Annotated in this window: 14 protein-coding genes, 1 pseudogene and 1 riboswitch; of the genes and pseudogenes, 2 read left to right on the top strand and 13 right to left on the bottom strand. The window is 72.3% G+C overall.

The window, feature by feature from the left end:
• Positions 1–2: 2 nt before the first annotated feature.
• The 5 genes from FNH09_RS36390 to FNH09_RS36365 form a co-directional block, all read right to left on the bottom strand.
• On the bottom strand, positions 3–623 hold the full coding sequence (locus FNH09_RS36390; RefSeq protein WP_152894160.1) for a GTP-binding protein: 621 nt from the start codon (positions 621–623) through the stop codon (positions 3–5).
• Positions 601–972 (bottom strand): DUF742 domain-containing protein, encoded by a 372-nt coding sequence (locus tag FNH09_RS36385; protein ID WP_162469635.1) that lies wholly within the window; start codon positions 970–972, stop codon positions 601–603. The genes FNH09_RS36390 and FNH09_RS36385 overlap by 23 nt, the downstream gene beginning before the upstream one ends.
• Before the next feature lie 2 nt (positions 973–974).
• Entirely contained in the window at positions 975–1,409 is a 435-nt protein-coding gene (locus FNH09_RS36380) for a roadblock/LC7 domain-containing protein (RefSeq protein ID WP_152894158.1), read from the bottom strand.
• Positions 1,410–1,465: 56 nt separating this feature from the next.
• Positions 1,466–4,270, bottom strand: coding sequence for a sensor histidine kinase (locus FNH09_RS36375; protein ID WP_152894157.1), 2,805 nt, complete (start codon positions 4,268–4,270; stop codon positions 1,466–1,468).
• A gap of 418 nt (positions 4,271–4,688) precedes the next feature.
• Positions 4,689–5,870 carry an MBL fold metallo-hydrolase gene (locus FNH09_RS36365; protein ID WP_162469634.1) on the bottom strand — a complete coding sequence of 394 codons (1,182 nt, stop codon included), beginning with the start codon at positions 5,868–5,870 and terminating at the stop codon, positions 4,689–4,691.
• Positions 5,871–6,067: 197 nt separating this feature from the next.
• Between FNH09_RS36365 and FNH09_RS36360 the strand changes: the two genes are divergently transcribed.
• A complete protein-coding gene (locus FNH09_RS36360; protein ID WP_338017797.1) occupies positions 6,068–6,679 on the top strand; it encodes a TetR/AcrR family transcriptional regulator in 612 nt (203 codons plus the stop codon).
• 45 nt (positions 6,680–6,724) lie between these two features.
• Here the strand turns inward: FNH09_RS36360 and FNH09_RS36355 are convergent, their stop codons facing one another.
• Together FNH09_RS36355 and FNH09_RS36350 are read right to left on the bottom strand one after the other, a co-directional pair.
• Positions 6,725–7,510 (bottom strand): GDSL-type esterase/lipase family protein, encoded by a 786-nt coding sequence (locus FNH09_RS36355; protein ID WP_162469636.1) that lies wholly within the window; start codon positions 7,508–7,510, stop codon positions 6,725–6,727.
• A 252-nt stretch (positions 7,511–7,762) separates the two neighbouring features.
• Positions 7,763–8,713 (bottom strand): M23 family metallopeptidase, encoded by a 951-nt coding sequence (locus FNH09_RS36350; RefSeq protein WP_152894154.1) that lies wholly within the window; start codon positions 8,711–8,713, stop codon positions 7,763–7,765.
• 4 nt (positions 8,714–8,717) lie between these two features.
• Positions 8,718–8,876: riboswitch (cyclic di-AMP (ydaO/yuaA leader) on the bottom strand.
• Positions 8,877–9,328: 452 nt separating this feature from the next.
• On the opposite strand from FNH09_RS36350, the gene FNH09_RS36345 reads away from it, so the two are divergent.
• Positions 9,329–10,126, top strand: coding sequence for a tyrosine-protein phosphatase (locus tag FNH09_RS36345; RefSeq protein ID WP_152894153.1), 798 nt, complete (start codon positions 9,329–9,331; stop codon positions 10,124–10,126).
• A 37-nt stretch (positions 10,127–10,163) separates the two neighbouring features.
• On the opposite strand, the gene FNH09_RS36340 is transcribed toward FNH09_RS36345, so the two are convergent.
• The 6 genes and pseudogenes from FNH09_RS36340 to FNH09_RS36315 form a co-directional block, all read right to left on the bottom strand.
• Positions 10,164–10,289, bottom strand: a complete 126-nt coding sequence (locus tag FNH09_RS36340) for a DUF6126 family protein (protein WP_152894152.1) — start codon at positions 10,287–10,289, stop codon at positions 10,164–10,166.
• Positions 10,286–10,951: a helix-turn-helix domain-containing protein gene (locus tag FNH09_RS36335; RefSeq protein WP_152894151.1), complete on the bottom strand. Its 666-nt coding sequence runs from the start codon at positions 10,949–10,951 to the stop codon at positions 10,286–10,288. The genes FNH09_RS36340 and FNH09_RS36335 overlap by 4 nt, the downstream gene beginning before the upstream one ends.
• 141 nt (positions 10,952–11,092) lie before the next feature.
• On the bottom strand, positions 11,093–11,491 hold the full coding sequence (locus FNH09_RS36330) for a hypothetical protein (protein ID WP_152894162.1): 399 nt from the start codon (positions 11,489–11,491) through the stop codon (positions 11,093–11,095).
• 31 nt (positions 11,492–11,522) lie between these two features.
• The gene (locus tag FNH09_RS36325; RefSeq protein ID WP_152894150.1) at positions 11,523–12,908 is read right to left on the bottom strand and encodes an aspartate aminotransferase family protein; all 1,386 of its coding nucleotides are present in this window, start codon (positions 12,906–12,908) and stop codon (positions 11,523–11,525) included.
• Positions 12,905–14,788 carry a 1-deoxy-D-xylulose-5-phosphate synthase gene (dxs, locus tag FNH09_RS36320; RefSeq protein WP_162469633.1) on the bottom strand — a complete coding sequence of 628 codons (1,884 nt, stop codon included), beginning with the start codon at positions 14,786–14,788 and terminating at the stop codon, positions 12,905–12,907. The genes FNH09_RS36325 and dxs overlap by 4 nt, the downstream gene beginning before the upstream one ends.
• Positions 14,789–14,815: 27 nt before the next feature.
• Positions 14,816–15,073 (bottom strand): annotated as a pseudogene (locus FNH09_RS36315) (flavodoxin-dependent (E)-4-hydroxy-3-methylbut-2-enyl-diphosphate synthase); the annotation flags it as partial.

Raw genomic sequence — 15,073 nt, 5'->3', positions numbered from 1 at the left:
GATCACAGGTGGACGCCACGGCTGGGCTCGGGGGCCGCCGGGGCATGGGCGATGAGGTGGCGTACGAGGGTCAGCAGGGTCTGGACGCCCGAGGCGGAGATACGGGCGTCGCAGCGCACCACGGGGATCCCGGGGCCGAGGTCGAGGGCGGCCCGGACCTCTTCGGAGGCGTAGCGGTGGGCGCCGTCGAACTCGTTGATCGCCACGATGAAGCCGAGACCGCGTTCCTCGAAGAAGTCGACGGCGGCGAAGCACTCCTCCAGGCGGCGGGTGTCGGCCAGGATGACCGCGCCGAGCGCGCCCTCGGAGAGCTCGTCCCACATGAACCAGAAGCGCTCCTGTCCGGGCGTGCCGAACAGGTAGAGGACGTGTTGCGGGTCGAGGGTGATGCGGCCGAAGTCCATCGCCACGGTCGTCTCGACCTTGTTCTCGATGCCGTCGAGATTGTCGGTCGTGGCGCTCACGGTGGTGAGCAGCTCCTCCGTGCTGAGCGGGGCGATCTCGCTCACCGTGCCGACAAAGGTCGTCTTGCCGACCCCGAAACCGCCCGCCACCAGGATCTTCAGCGCGGTGGGGAAGGGCATGGGGCCGTTCTCGTACTCAGAGCTGTCGTCGTAGTCCATCGAGCACTGCCTCCAGAAGGGCCCGGTCGGTGGGGTTGTGGTGGAACTCGGGAGGTTTGGTGGTGAGCACCCCGCAATCGACCAGGTCGGACAGCAGCACCTTGGTGACGGCCGCCGGCAGTTTCAGATGGGCGGACACCTCGGCGACCGAGACGGGCGCGCGGGAGAGGGCGAGGGCCTGTGCGTGCTCCGGACCGAGGTAACCGAGCGGGGTGACCCCGGTGGCCCGCACCTGCGAGATGAGGTCGAGCGCGATGGTGGGCCTGGTGCGGCCGTTGCTGACGGTGAAGGGCCGCACCAGCCGTCCGGCCGCGTCGTCGAGCCAGGGCCCGTCGCCGACCGCCGCCACGCTCAACGCCTCATCACCGGGGGGTCGGCGGCATGCTGCCGGGGCGCGGTCACCAGGTACGGGCGCACGCTCTTGACCAGCATGGCCATCTCGTAGCCGAGCACCGCGGCGTCGGCCTCACGGCCGGCCAGCACCGCGAGACAGGTGCCGGAGCCCGCGGTGGTCACGAACAGCAGGTTCGCGTCGAGTTCGACGACCACCTGCCGTACGTCGCCGCCGTCGCCGAAGCGCACCCCGGCGCTGCGCCCGAGGGAGTACAGGCCGGACGCCAGGGCGGCCATGTGGTCGGCGCTGTCGTGGTCCAGGCCGTGGACGGACTTCACGAGGCCGTCGCAGGACAGGAGGACCGCACTGGTGGTGTGCGGGACGCGCTGCACGAGGCCGCTCATCAGCCAGTCGAGATCGGACGAATGACTGGTAGGCGCATCGCTCGCCATGGTGGATCGACTCCTTGGGGTACGAAGGTCGGCGGGAGCTGTGGGGAGTGCGGTGGTCATCCGGAGGACGCGCTCCCGTCGTGCCGGGCGGTGTGCCGGTCGGTGTGCCGGTCGGTTCCGGGCGCGGACCGGCCGTCGTGCGTGCCGGACGCCTCGGCGGCGGCGGGCGCCGCGGGCTGCGCACGGGCTATACGCGCCTTGTCCAGGAAGGACGTCGGTACGACGACGGCGGACGGCGACGGTTCGTCGGCGACGGGCGGCCGTTCGGCGATGGGTGCCGGCGTCGGCGTCGGCGTCGGCGCGAGCTGTACGTCGTTCGGTACGAGCTGTACGTCGGAGAGGGACGAGCCGGGAGGCGCGGCCGCCTCCAGGCTCTGCTGGGCCTCGGCCAGGCCGACACCGCGCTGGAAGGCGGCCATCAGGCCGGGGTCGTGCGCGGCGACGTGTTCGGAGTCCTGGCGGGGCGCGGGGCCGCCGCGCAGCTGGGGGACGATGTGCTCCTGGGCGCGTCGGCGGGGCAGCCGGGGCTTGCCCATGGTGCCGCGTACCGCGCCGACGCGCGGGGTGGGCAGCCCTTGCGTGCTCTCCGCGACGGTCCGGCGTTCCTCGGGCCGGATCCCGGGCACGGCCGAGGCGGGGTTGGACCTTTCCCCCCGGGGGCCGCGCACGGGCAGGGGGGCGGGTGCGCCCCCGGTCGGCCGGGACTCGTCGGGGGTGCTGCGCGGGGCCGGCAGCTCGCCGTGGCCGCCGGACGCTCCGCCGTCGGCTCCGCCCGGTGCAGCGGCGTGCGCCGGTGCGCCCGGGCCCGCGGTGCCCTGCGGCAGCGCGCGGACCCCGGTGTCCGGCGGACCGCCTCCGATGACCTCCGGCCTCGTACCGGCGCCCGGACCACTCGTGGCCGCGCCCGTGCCCGCGCCGTTCCCCGACCGGGGGCCGGCGCCGTTCGCCCTGCCACCCGGGCCGGTGCCGTTCGCCACGGGAGACACCCCGCCGCGCCCCGACCGGGAAGCCGGTCCGCCACCGTTCCCGGCGAGGGCCGGACCGCCACCGTTCCCGGCGAAGGATGGTCCGCCACCGTTCCCAGCGAAGGCGGGTCCGCCACCGTTCCGAGGGGCGGCCTGTCCGTCCGCGGGGAGAGCCCGACGGCCACCATTTCCGGCGAGGGCCGGACCGCCACCGTTCCCGGCGAAGGCCGGACCGCCACCGTTCCCGGTGGGGGATGATCCGCCACCGTTCCCAGCGAAGGCCGGACCGCCGCCGTTCGCCCCCTCGGTCGGGTGTGCGAACCCGGCACCGCCCGGCATCGGGATCGGGCCGCCGCGCCGGCCCGGCACGGGGGCCGGGCCGACGACACCTGCCGGGGTCGAGGCGGAGCCCGTGGGGCCGCCGTTCCCGGTCGGCGCGCTCCCGGGGCTGCCGCGGCGCCGCCCGGCCGTCCCCGCGCCCTCGGCGGGAGCAGCCGGCACGGCGGGAACGACGGCGCCACGGTCGTCGTCACCCTGCTGCCGACGCCGTCGGCCGGTGGGAACCGCGGGGGCGAGGTGCCGTCCGGGCTCCCGGACGGATCCGGACCCGGGCTGCTGGGGTCCGCCGGGACCGGCCGCCGGGACCGCCGGCCGCGGCACGGCCACGGCCTCGACGGCGCCCCCCGGCGCCGTGCCGAGCAGCCCCTGCGGCACGACCAGGACGGCCTGCACCCCGCCGTAGATGTTGGTCTGGAGGCGGACCCTGATGCCGTGCCGCCGCGCGAGCTGGGAGACGACGAAGAGTCCGATCCGGCCGTCGGCGAGCAGCCGGGCGACGTTGACCTGGTCGGGGTCGGCGAGCAGGTCGTTCATCCTGCTCTGCTCCTCGGCGGGCATACCGAGCCCGCGGTCCTCCACCTCGACGGCGAGCCCGGAGGTGACGAGATTGGCGCGCATCAGCACTTGGGTGTGCGGGGCTGAGAACACCGTGGCGTTCTCGACGAGTTCGGCCAGCAGGTGGATGACGTCGGCGACGGCGTGACCGCGCAGCTCGCCGTCGACCGGCGGGACGAGCTTGACCCGTGAGTACTGCTCGACCTCGGCGATCGCGGAGCGCAGCACCTCGGTCATGGACACCGGGTTGCTCCACTGCCGGCGCGAGACCGCCCCGCCGAGCACGGCGAGGTTCTCGGCGTGACGGCGGATGCGGGTGGCGAGGTGGTCGACGTGGAAGAGGCCCTTGAGCAGGTCCGGGTCCTCGATCTGGTTCTCCAGCTCGTCGAGGATGGAGATCTCCCGGTGCACCAGCGACTGGAGCCGCCGGGCGAGGTTGAGGAAGACCTCCAGCTTCTGTTCGCTACCCGTCTGGCTGGAGAGCTGGGCGGCCTGCACGACGGCGGTGACGGCGCCGTCGTGCGCGCGGGCCAGGTCCGCGGCGAGCAGTTCGAACTCGTCGGCGTCCTTGGCCGGGCCGCCCCGCGGCTTGCGCCGGGGCGCGTTCTCGCCGCGTCGTAACGCCTCGACCACGGCGCGCAGATCGGCCTCGCCGCGGGCGCTGCTGCGGCGCAGCGCGGCGATCCGGTCGGTCACGGACCGGGCGGCACGGTCGGCGGCGACGGCGGCGATCAGGATCCCGGCGAGGCTGACCGCGAGGGCGCCGGTCAGCACCGCCCACAGGGTGATGCCCCGTCCGGCTCCGGTGGAGCGGGCGGTGACCAGGATCGCCGCGCAGGCGCTGAGGGCGACCGCGATCGGCGGCAGCACGGCGAGCCTCAGGAGTTGCGGCCGTATGTGGGCCTCGGGCAGCGGGGTGGCGGGGCGGGCGACCGGCCGCCCGTGCCGCCCGCCGCCGTCACGGCGGTCTGCGCGTACGGCCGGTGCGCGGAGGTGAGACATCGGTGTCCTCGTGCTGGTCCGTCGAGCCTGGTTGCTCGCGCATGGTGCGCAGCTCGGGCGTGCGCCATCGCGGTGCCGGTCGGGAGAGCCGAAGAATTCGGCCCTGCGTCGCCCGGCGGACACTCACAGTAGTCGCGGTTGCGACAGGTGCGGTGGGCAGTTGGCAAAGTCCCCCGGGGAGCATCCCGCTCTGGTATGAGGCCTCGCACGAAAGACCGATAAACCACTCAGACCCCGTCCCCCATGAACAACAGGAAAGGGTCCCGAGGGGGAAGAGGGTGGTCTCAACCGATCAGAAACAGTCACCGTCGGTGATGTTGCAGGGGCGGGAACCGCTCCCGCCCGACCGCGCAGGGGCGGTGACGGAGCACAAGAAGAAGCGGGGCCGGGCGTGGCCCGGCCCCGCAAGGAACGACCGCTACTCCCCCGCGAAAGCCGGTTCCGGTCCGGTCGACGCCACCGGCGGCCAGGTGGGCCAGCCCCCGGCCGGCGGCCTGGCGACGGCGCGCCACCACGGCGCCGAGGGCGCGGCCACGGTCGGCTCGAAGGGCTCGCCCGCCACCGGGGCCGCCAGCGCCACACCCGCCTTGTGCGTGGCGCGCATCGTGCCCTCGCCCGGCTCCGCCCACGGGTGCGGCGCCAGATTGAAGGTGGCCCAGTGGATGGGCATCATCACGCCGACCGTCGGGTCCGCGGACTGGAGGTCGAGGTGGGCCTGGACACCTTCCTCCGGGGTCATGTGGATGTCGGGCCAGAACTCCGAGTAGGCGCCGATCTGGATCATCGTGGCGTCGAACGGTCCGTGGGCCGCGCCGATGTCCTGGAAGCCGTCGAAGTAGCCCGTGTCACCGCTGTGGTAGATCCGGTGCTCCTCGCCGGCCACCACCCAGGAAGCCCACAGCGTGTGCTGGGTGTTGCGCAGACCCCGGCCGCAGAAGTGGCGCGCGGGGGTGGCGGTCAGGGTGAGGCCGCCGATCCGGGTCGACTCGTGCCAGTCCAACTCGCGCAGCCGGTCGGCCGCCACGCCCCAGTGTTCGAGGTGCTCGCCGACCCCGAGCGGCACGGCGAACAGGGTGTCCGTGCCCGCCAGCGCCTTGATCGTGGGCATGTCGAGATGGTCGTAGTGGTCGTGGGAGATGACGACGACGTCGACCGGGCCGAGCGCGGCCAGCGGCAGGGGCACCGGGTGCAGCCGCTTGGGCCCGGCGAAGGCGAACGGCGAGCAGCGCTCGCCCCAGACGGGGTCGAACAGCACCCGCCGGCCGTCGATCTCGGCGAGCACGCTGGAGTGTCCCATCCAGGTGAGCCGCAGTCCGGAGGCGGGCGGCCGCGCGAGGTCGGCGAGGGTCGTGGCGTGCACCGGGATCGTGCCGCTCGGGGCGCGGTGCGACTTGGCCTCCCGGTCGAAGTACACCTTCGCGAGGGCGGAGGCGGAGCCCGAGGGCCGGATCCGGGACGGGCCGCCGGGGTTCTGGAAGACCCCGTCCTTGAAGTGGGGCGATCTGCGGATGCGCGCCAGGCGCTCGCCGCTCGGGTCCGCGCCGAAGGCCTCGGGCTGCAACGCGCGGAGCCCGAGGCTCGAGGAACGGAAACCGGGCACGGCACCTCCAGGGGGAGTCGGGACGTTTCATTATGGTCGGCTCCTGCCACAACGCCGGTGCCCTGCCGTACGTTCCCGCCCGCCCCGCGGACGGCCGCGGGGACCTGTCCCCGGCGACGGCCGCCCCGCGCCCGGCCGCCTTTCGTACGGATCACATCAGCGTTCCGGCAGTCGCGGCGCGGCACTAGGGTGACCTGGTGGCGAGAGTGCGGTTGAACGTGGCGGAGCGGCGCGAGGAGTTGCTGCGGGCCGCCGTGCAGCAGATCGAGGCGCGGGGCGTGGCGGCGGTCAGGATCGCCGACGTGGCCTCGGCGCTCGGTGTGAGCAACGCGCTGGTGCTCTACCACTTCTCGACCAAGGAGAAGCTGGTCGCCGCCGCCTTCACGTACGCGGCCGAGGAGGACCTGGCCCAGCTGCGCAAGCTGCTCGGCCGCCGGACGACCGCGCTGCGGCGGCTGCGTTCGGCCGTGCGCTGGTACGCCCCCACCGGGCAGGCCAAGGGCTGGCGGCTGTGGATCGAAGGCTGGGCGGCGGCGCTGCGCGAGCCCGCGCTCCGTGACGTCACCCGCGACCTCGACCGGCGGTGGAAGGCGGCGCTCGCCGAGGTCGTCGCGGAGGGGGTGGTCGCCGGGGAGTTCGAGTGCCCGGACCCCGCGGCCACCGCGCTGCGGCTGACGGCCCTGCTCGACGGGCTCGCCGTGCAGCTGACGTCGTACGCCGGTGCCGTCTCGCGGGCCCGCGCGCAGGAGTGGGTGGACGAGGCGCTGGCCCGCGAACTGGGGCTCGCGCGGGAGGCGTTGACGGCGTAGGCGCGGAGCCGGCGGACCGGCCCCGCGCCCCTGTCCTTCGGCCGCTCAGGCCACGGCCGCGATCCGTTCCTTGATGTCGTCCGGGGACAGCGCGCCCTTGGCGGTCACGTGGTCGCCCGAGGACTCCCCGCGCAGTCGTCGGCCGATCCACGGGACCAGGTACTCGCGCGCCCAGTGGACGTCGTCGCGCCGTACTTCGAGGGTGCCGCGCGGCGGCAGCGCCGGCCAGGGCTGCTCCGGGTCGGCCGGCACCTCCACGCCGAGGGTCTGGCCCGCGCGCAGTGCCACGCGCGTGTGCCCCTCGGGCGAGAGGTGGAGCCGGTCGCCGTCCCAGGCCCGGCGGTCCTGGACGGACTTGAGGGACCACAGGTCCAGCACCGGGCAGCCGTACCGGTCGGCGACGGCCCGGACGTGCCCGTTGTAGGTCGCGATCTTCCCGCGCAGGTGCTTGAGCAGGGGAACACCGCGGGTGTCGAAGCCGGTTGTCACCATGACGGTGCCGGATACGGCGGTCAGCGCGGCGATCGCGCGCTCGAACCGCTCCGCCACCTCGTCGGGGTCGGTCCCGGGTCGGAGGATGTCGTTGCCGCCGGCGCAGAAGGAGACCAGGTCCGGCGCGAGTCGGACGGCCTGCGGAAGCTGGTCCTCCACGATCTGGTCGAGGAGCTTTCCGCGTACCGCGAGATTGGTGTATTGGAAGTCGCCCTCGGGCTGCCGGTCCGCCAGGAGTACCGCGAACCGGTCGGCCCAGCCGACGAACGCCCCGTCGGGGCCGGGGTCGCCGACGCCCTCGGTGAAGCTGTCCCCCACCGCTACGTACGACCCGATCACTGCTCTGCTGTCACTCTTCGAATCGTCTGCCACATCGGCTCATGATTCACCTTCGAATGTGACCTACGCGACCGTAGCCATGGGTTGACGGACGGTGAGATAAGCCACTCCTAAAGAGTTGTCCAATCGGGGAATAAGCGTGCGATCCGGGACGTCGACGCAGTACACGCACCCGAACGCGTCGAAGGCCGGACCCGGGGATCCGGGTCCGGCCTTCGACGGCGGAGAGGCGCGCGACAGACGGCCCGTCGGTCAGACGGCGACGCCGTGCGAGCGGAGGTAGGCGATCGGGTCGATGTCCGAGCCGTAGTCCGGCGTGGTGCGGATCTCGAAGTGCAGGTGCGGGCCGGTCACGTTGCCGGTCGCGCCCGAGAGACCGACCTGCTGACCCGTGGTCACGGCCTGGCCGGCCGAGACGGAGAGCTGGGACAGGTGGGCGTACTGCGCGTAGTGGCCGTCGGCGAGCCGGATGACGACCTGGTTGCCGTACGCGCCGCCCCAGCCGGCCGAGACGACGGTGCCCGCGCCGACGGCCTTGAGCGAGGTGCCGGTCGGGACGACGAAGTCGACGCCGGTGTGGTGGCCGCTGGACCACATGCTGCCCGCCACGTTGTACGCGGTGCCGATCGGGGCGCCGGAGACCGGGAGCACGAAGGCACTGGAGGCGGCCTGCGGGGCGGCGGGCTTCGACGCGTCGGACTGCGCGGCCGAGGACTTCGCGGGGGACGACTGCGCCGAGGAGGACTCCGCCGACGCGGGCTTCGGGGCGGCGGCCTGCGGTGCGGCGGACTCGGCGTCCCCGCCCGTCACGGCCTTCGCGCCGATGCTGAGCTTCAGACCGGGGTGGATCAGCGACGGATCGGCCCCGACGGCCGCCCGGTTGTCCTCGTAGAGCCGGTGCCAGCCGCCGTCGACGTGCTGGGTGTCGGCGATCTTCGCGAGGTAGTCGCCGGTGACCACCGTGTAGGTACGGGCACCCGCGCTCTGCCCGGCGGCCTGCTCGGCGGTCTTCTGGCCGCTCGCCGCGACGGACTGCACGGCCTTTCCGGGAACCGACTGGGCGGCGGACTGCGGGGTCGCCGCGTGCGCGCCGGTGGCGCCCAGCAGCGGGAGGGCGAGCGCGGCGCCGCCGGTTCCGGCGACGGCGAGCGAGCGGCTGAGGCGCAGGGCCTTGGGACGGCGGTGCTTACCCTTGGCGGGCATGACGAATTCCTCTCCGGCGCCTACGAGGTGAGCTGTCGGGTGCGGACTGGAGATGTCCGGCCGCGCTCGCGGCGCGGCTTGACCCCTAGCCTGTTCCGGGACGGGACCAGGCGATCGAGCCTGTGGGTCCCCCGCTCCTGCCGTGCACGGGTGAGTGTGCGGGCACCGGGCGGCGGCAGGATTAGGCGTCCGCCCGGATCGGATTGGAACGTAAGCGAGCCCGCCACAACGGGACAAGCGGTCTCTTCCCGATGTGCCCGTTTTGCTTGATCCGTTACGAGAGATCCCGATTACCCTCCGTGAATTCCCCCTCCCCTCGCTTCACATCTCCCCAAAAAAGCGCACCGATTACGTGAACATGCCGTACAACTCACGGTCACCGATATGACCCTCCTCACGCACCCGTCACCCAGCCGTCTTTACTCCGGGGCGAGTTCCGACGAAGAACTTAATTCGGGCAATTCGCATAGAGGTGACATACAGGGGCGATCGCCGCACAGAGGCTTTGGCCTGTGGACAAAGAGGTTGCCCTCGAACCGATGTCGTATCGTCATCAGCGCATCCCGTCGGCCACCCGCCGAGCCACGCCGACGGGTCGAGCGGGAGGAGCCCCCCTTGACGCAGCAGGTCCCGTCGACCGAGCCCGAACTGGCCGGAGTGCGCAACTTCCGTGACGTCGGCGGGCTTCCCACCGCCGACGGGCGGCGGGTGCGCCACGGTGTGCTGTTCCGCAGCGGTCACCTGGCGCACGCGACCGACGAGGACGCGGCGTTCCTGTCCTCCCTGAAGCTGCACACGATCTTCGACTTCCGCAACGCGGCGGACCAGAAGCTGGAGGGCCCGGACGTCGAGCTGCCCGGCGTGCGCAATGTGAACCTGCCGCTGTCGGACCCGGCGGACGGCTCCGAGTTCTGGAAGATGGTCCGCGACGGCGAGATCGAGCAGCTGCGCGCGATCCTGGGCGAGGGCAAGGCCGCGCACCGGATGATCATGTCGTACCGCACCATCGTCAAGGAGCGGACGGACGAGCACTCCCGGGTGCTGCACTCGCTGGCCGAGGACAGCGTCCCCGCCCTGATGCACTGCGCGGCGGGCAAGGACCGCGCCGGACTGTCCATCGCGGTGACGCTGCTGGCCCTGGGCGTGGAGCGCGAGGCGATCCTCGCGGACTACCTGGAGTCCAACGCCACGCACCGCCGCTACAAGGTGCGCCGCAGCGACAAGTCCTCGGCCGGCTACTCCCCCGAGGTCATGGAGCTGCTCGGCCCCCTGTTCGACGCGCGTGCGGAGTACCTGGCCGCGGCGCTGGAGACCATCGAGGAGAACTGGGGCGGCGTCGACACCTACCTGGAGCAGGGCCTCAAACTGACCCCCGAGACCCGGGAGCGGCTGCGCGGTCGGCTCCTCGACTGACTCCTCGGCCCGGCGGCGGCCCGCAGCCGGGCCACTCCTACTGCTGCTGCGCCCCGACCTCGAAGAGCAGCCAGATGAAGGCCGCGAGGACGTGGCCCACGGCGATGTAGATGATCAGCCTGATCCAGAGGGAACGGGGGAACTTCTCCTCGATGTCGCTCATGGCCTCTCTCCTATGACGTTGCCGAGGCACAGAGCGGCCGTCGGGCTTTGCAGCAGGGTGTGTACGAAAAGCAGCTCGACCCCGTCGGGGTCCTGAGCGGCGATGCGGTGCGGGGTCAGCGAGTCGAAGTGCGCGCTGTCGCCCGGACCGAGCAGGTGGGTGGCGTCGGCCAGCCGCAGCCGCAGGCGCCCGGTGAGGACGTACAGCCACTCCTCGCCGGGGTGCACGCGGACGATGTCGCCCTGCGAGCCGTAGGGGACGCGCACCCGCAGGGCCTGCATCCCGCGGCCGGACGAGCCGGCCTGCCAGTACGTCCAGCCGCCCGCGGCGGTCGGCTCCGCGTCACCGGCGCGCAGCACGGCGTGCCGGTCGGGGACCGTCTCGCCGAGCAGATCCGAGACTGTCGTACCGTAGACGCGGGCGAGTGTGAGCAGCATCGGCAGCGAGGGCTGGCGCTGTCCGGTCTCCAGTCGGGAGAGATGGGCGGGCGACAGCCCGGCGGCGCGGGCGGCGGCCTCCAGGGTCAGTGAGACCTGGCGGCGCAGGGCGCGCAGTCGCGGCGCGACGGCCGGGAGGCCTTCGGCGCTCTCCGCCGCCGGTTCCGCGACCGGCTCTGCCGCCGGGCCGGGCGTCGGCTCGGGCGTGGCTTCGGGGAAGCTCATGGCATCCATTGAGCCAGCCCGATTGCCTCCCTGGCAAATCTCTTGCCTCTCAGGCAAACCGCACTCCGTGCGCCATGGAGCACGGACCGGCGACCGGCCGAGGCCCGGTGCCAGTGCCAGCGCCGGTTCCTGTGCCGGTGATCAGTCCGAGTCCGCCAGGTCGCGCTTGTCCTCTACGTGGACGACGTTCAGTTCGGTGCCGTCGCGGTGGCGCTTGGACCGCCCGAACACGCCTATCGCGATGTCCGACCGCTCGTGCGGCTCGTCGGGGCCGACGTAGGTCAGGACGTCGTTGTGCTGTCCGGTGACGACCCACCCTTCGGCGTCCTTGAGGTCGATCACCCCGAAGTCCCCCGCCGGGGATCCGGCGTGCACCGGTCCGAACTCCCGCAGGATCCCGGTGGCCTGGTCCGCGAGGTCTCCCTCCGGGGCGGTGAGCACGACACAGGTGCCGTGCTCGAACAGCACCCACGACTTGCCGGGGTCGGTGAGGAGCCGCTGCCAAATGTCCTTGAGCATCTCGGTGTTCACGGCCGTCATCATGCCGCAGCGCACCGACAGCCCGCCCGGCCTATCGGTTGGCCACCGCCTGCTTGATCAGTGTCCGGCCGAAGTCCCAGACCAGCCCGCCCCCGCTGTGCGCGTCGTCCATCACCTCGGTGAAGGCGTCGACGAACCGGTCCACCTCGCGTTCGCCGACGATCAGCGGCGGAATCAGCTTGATCACTTCGAGGTGGTCGCCGGAGACCTGGGTGAGGATCCGGTGCCGCTGGAGCAGCGGGACGACCACCATCTGCGCGAACAGCCCCTTGCGCGCGGCCTGGAGCATGCTCCAGCGGCCGCGCAGCTTCAGCGACTTCGGCCGGCCGAACTCGATGCCGATCATCAGGCCCCGGCCGCGGACGTCGGCGAGCAGCTCGTACTTGTCGGTGAGCGCGGCCAGCCGGGACCGCAGCAGCTCCCCGGTGACGCGGGCGTTGGCGACGGTCTGGTCGTTCTCCATGACCGACAGCACGGCGAGGCCCGCGGCCATGGCCTGGGCGTTCGACCCGAAGCTCGCCGAGTGGACCAGCACCCGGTCCATCGAGGAGTAGACCTTCTTGAAGATCCAGTCCCGGCCGAGCGTGGCGCCGACCGGCACATAGCCGCCGGAGAGCGCCTTGGCCACGCACACCAGGTCCGGCTCGACGCCGTCCTCGTGCTGGTAGGCGTAGAAGTCGCCGGTGCGGCCCAGCCCGGTCTGCACCTCGTCGGCGATGAGCAGCGCCTTGTGCCGGTGCAGCAGTTCCTGTGCGGTGCGCAGGTAGCCGGGCGGGGCCTCGTGCACGCCCTTGCCCTGGATCGGCTCGACGACGAGGCCCGCCACGTCGCCCTTCTTCAGCTCCCGGGCCAGTGCGTCGAGGTCTCCGAGCGGGACGGCGGTGTCGGGCAGCAGCGGCGCGAAGCCGTCCCGGAAGCCGGACTCGCCGTTGACCGAGAGGGAGCCGGTGGTCAGGCCGTGGAAGGCGTGGTCGCAGTACAGGATCCGCGGCCTGCCGGTGGCGTAGCGGGCGAACTTCAGCGCGGTCTCGACCGCCTCCGTGCCGCTGTTGCCGAAGAACACCCGGTCCAGGTGCGGGCTGTGGGCGAGGAGCCGCTCGGCCAGCAGGCCGGGCAGCGGCTGGCAGTCGAAGCGGGTGAGGTCGGCGAGCTGGGCGTCGAGGACGTCGTGCAGCGCCTTGCGGACCACGGGGTGGTGGCGGCCCAGGCCCATCACCCCGAACCCGGCGAGCATGTCCAGGTAGTCGTTGCCGTCCTCGTCCCAGAAGTAGGCGCCCTCGGCGCGGGTGTAGACCTTGTCGAAGCCGATGGTGTGCAGCATGCGCGGGAGCTGGTGGTTGAGGTGCTTGGCGTGCAGCTCGTAGCGCTCGGCCCCGCGCTCGGCCAGCAGCGCGGCGAGGTCGAACTCCTCGGTCATCCGTGTGTCTCCTTGACTGCCAGGCTTGCGCTGATCCGTCCGGCGATCTCGACCGGGGTGAGACCGATGTCGGCGAGCACCTCGGCGCGCTTGGCGTGCGCGAGGAACTGCTCCGGGATCCCGAACCGCCGCACCGGTACGTCGACATCGGCGTCGCCCAGGGCCAGCGCGACCGCCGCGCCGACCCCGGCCGCGCGGCTGTTGTCCTCGACGACGGCCACCAGGCGGTGCTCGGCGGCCAGGCCCGGCAGCGCCGGGTCGACGGGCTTGACCCAGCGGGGGTCGACCACGGTGCAGCCGGTGCCGCGTGCTTCGAGGAGCTCGGCGGCCTGGAGGCAGACCGGCGCCATGACGCCGACGGCCACCAGCAGCACCTCGGGCGTGCCCGGGCCGCGGTGCAGGACGTCGAGACCGCCCACCTGGCCGACGGCCGGGATCCGCGGGCCCACCGACTCCTTCGGGAAGCGCACGAGCGTCGGCGCGTCGTCCACGGCGACGGCCTCGCGCAGCTGTGCGGACAGCTGGTCGGCGTCGCGCGGCGCGGCGATCCTGAGGCCGGGGACGACCTGGAGGATCGACATGTCCCACATGCCGTTGTGGGAGGCGCCGTCGACACCGGTGACGCCGGCCCGGTCGAGCACGAAGGTGACTCCGCACTTGTGCAGGGCCACGTCCATCAATAACTGGTCGAAGGCACGGTTGAGGAAGGTGGCGTAGACGGCCACCACCGGGTGCAGTCCACCGGTGGCGAGACCGGCCGCGGAGACGGCCGCGTGCTGCTCGGCGATGCCGACGTCCCACACCCGGTCGGGGAAGCGGGCCGCGAACTTGCCGAGGCCCACCGGGTGCAGCATCGCGGCGGTGATCGCCACCACGTCGTCGCGTTCCTCGCCGATCCTGACCATCTCGTCGCCGAAGACCGAGGTCCAGGACGGGCCGCCGGCCGGGGCGAGCGGCGCGCAGGTGAGCGGGTCCATCACGCCGACGGTGTGGAAGTGGTCCTCCTCGTGGGCGAGGGCGGGTTCGTAGCCGCGGCCCTTCTCGGTGAGGCAGTGGACGAGGACCGGCCCGTGGAAGCGCTTGGCGCGGCGCAGCGCGGACTCGACGGCCTTGAGGTCGTGGCCGTCGATCGGTCCGACGTACTTCAGCCCCAGGTCCTCGAACATGCCCTGCGGCGCGAAGGCGTCCTTGAAGCCCTTCTTCGCCCCGTGCAGCGACTCGTACAGCGTGGGGCCGACCACCGGGGTGCGCAGCAGTACGTCCTTGCCCCAGGCGAGGACCTGCTCGTAGCCGTCGGTCGTGCGAAGGGTCGCCAGGTGGTTGGCGAGACCGCCTATGGTGGGCGCGTAGGAGCGCTCGTTGTCGTTGACGACGATGATCAGCGGGCGGTCCCTGGCGGCCGCGATGTTGTTCAGCGCCTCCCAGGCCATCCCGCCGGTGAGGGCGCCGTCGCCGATGACCGCGACGACATGGCCGTCCTCCCCCTGTACCTGGCGTGCCTTGGCGAGGCCGTCCGCCCAGCCGAGCGCGGTGGAGGCGTGACTGTTCTCGACGATGTCGTGCTCGGACTCCTCGCGCGAGGGGTAGCCGGACAGGCCGCCCTTGCCGCGCAACTTGGAAAAGTCCTGACGTCCCGTCAGGAGCTTGTGCACATAGCTCTGGTGGCCGGTGTCCCAGACGATGCGGTCGACCGGCGATTCGAAGACCCGGTGGAGGGCGATGGAGAGTTCCACCACCCCCAGGTTGGGCCCGAGGTGTCCGCCGGTCCTGGCCACAGCGTGCACCAGGAAGTCCCTGATCTCCTCGGACAGTTCACCGAGTTCCGCCTCGGACAGCGCCTTAAGGTCGCGTGGTCCCCGGATGGTCTCCAGAATGGTCACGCTCGGGCCCCCTTCGGTTCGTGCCGCTCAGTTCACGGTGACGGCCGGCTCCCCTGCCGCGACGCCGTCCTGTTCCATCTGCTCGGCGATCTTCATCGCCTCCTCGATCAGGGTCTCCACGATCTTGGACTCGGGGACGGTCTTGATGACCTCGCCCCTGACGAAGATCTGGCCCTTGCCGTTGCCGGACGCCACACCCAGGTCCGCCTCACGCGCCTCGCCCGGACCGTTCACCACACAGCCCATGACCGCGACCCGCAGCGGGACCTCCATCCCCTCAAGACC

This window comes from Streptomyces adustus (assembly GCF_009377175.1).
Lineage (GTDB): Bacteria > Actinomycetota > Actinomycetes > Streptomycetales > Streptomycetaceae > Streptomyces > Streptomyces adustus.
The sequence above is the reverse complement of the archived record's forward strand: the minus strand, read 5'-3'. Positions and strand labels throughout refer to the sequence as shown.

Excerpts from the sequence above, each read along its gene's own strand:
- FNH09_RS36380 (WP_152894158.1), bottom strand. The coding sequence starts at position 1,409 with ATGGCGAGCGATGCGCCTACCAGTCATTCGTCCGATCTCGACTGGCTG.
- FNH09_RS36335 (WP_152894151.1), bottom strand. The coding sequence starts at position 10,951 with ATGAGCTTCCCCGAAGCCACGCCCGAGCCGACGCCCGGCCCGGCGGCA.
- FNH09_RS36390 (WP_152894160.1), bottom strand. The coding sequence starts at position 623 with ATGGACTACGACGACAGCTCTGAGTACGAGAACGGCCCCATGCCCTTC.
- FNH09_RS36375 (WP_152894157.1), bottom strand. The coding sequence starts at position 4,270 with ATGTCTCACCTCCGCGCACCGGCCGTACGCGCAGACCGCCGTGACGGC.
- FNH09_RS36330 (WP_152894162.1), bottom strand. The coding sequence starts at position 11,491 with ATGACGGCCGTGAACACCGAGATGCTCAAGGACATTTGGCAGCGGCTC.
- FNH09_RS36325 (WP_152894150.1), bottom strand. The coding sequence starts at position 12,908 with ATGACCGAGGAGTTCGACCTCGCCGCGCTGCTGGCCGAGCGCGGGGCC.
- FNH09_RS36340 (WP_152894152.1), bottom strand. The coding sequence starts at position 10,289 with ATGAGCGACATCGAGGAGAAGTTCCCCCGTTCCCTCTGGATCAGGCTG.
- FNH09_RS36350 (WP_152894154.1), bottom strand. The coding sequence starts at position 8,713 with ATGCCCGCCAAGGGTAAGCACCGCCGTCCCAAGGCCCTGCGCCTCAGC.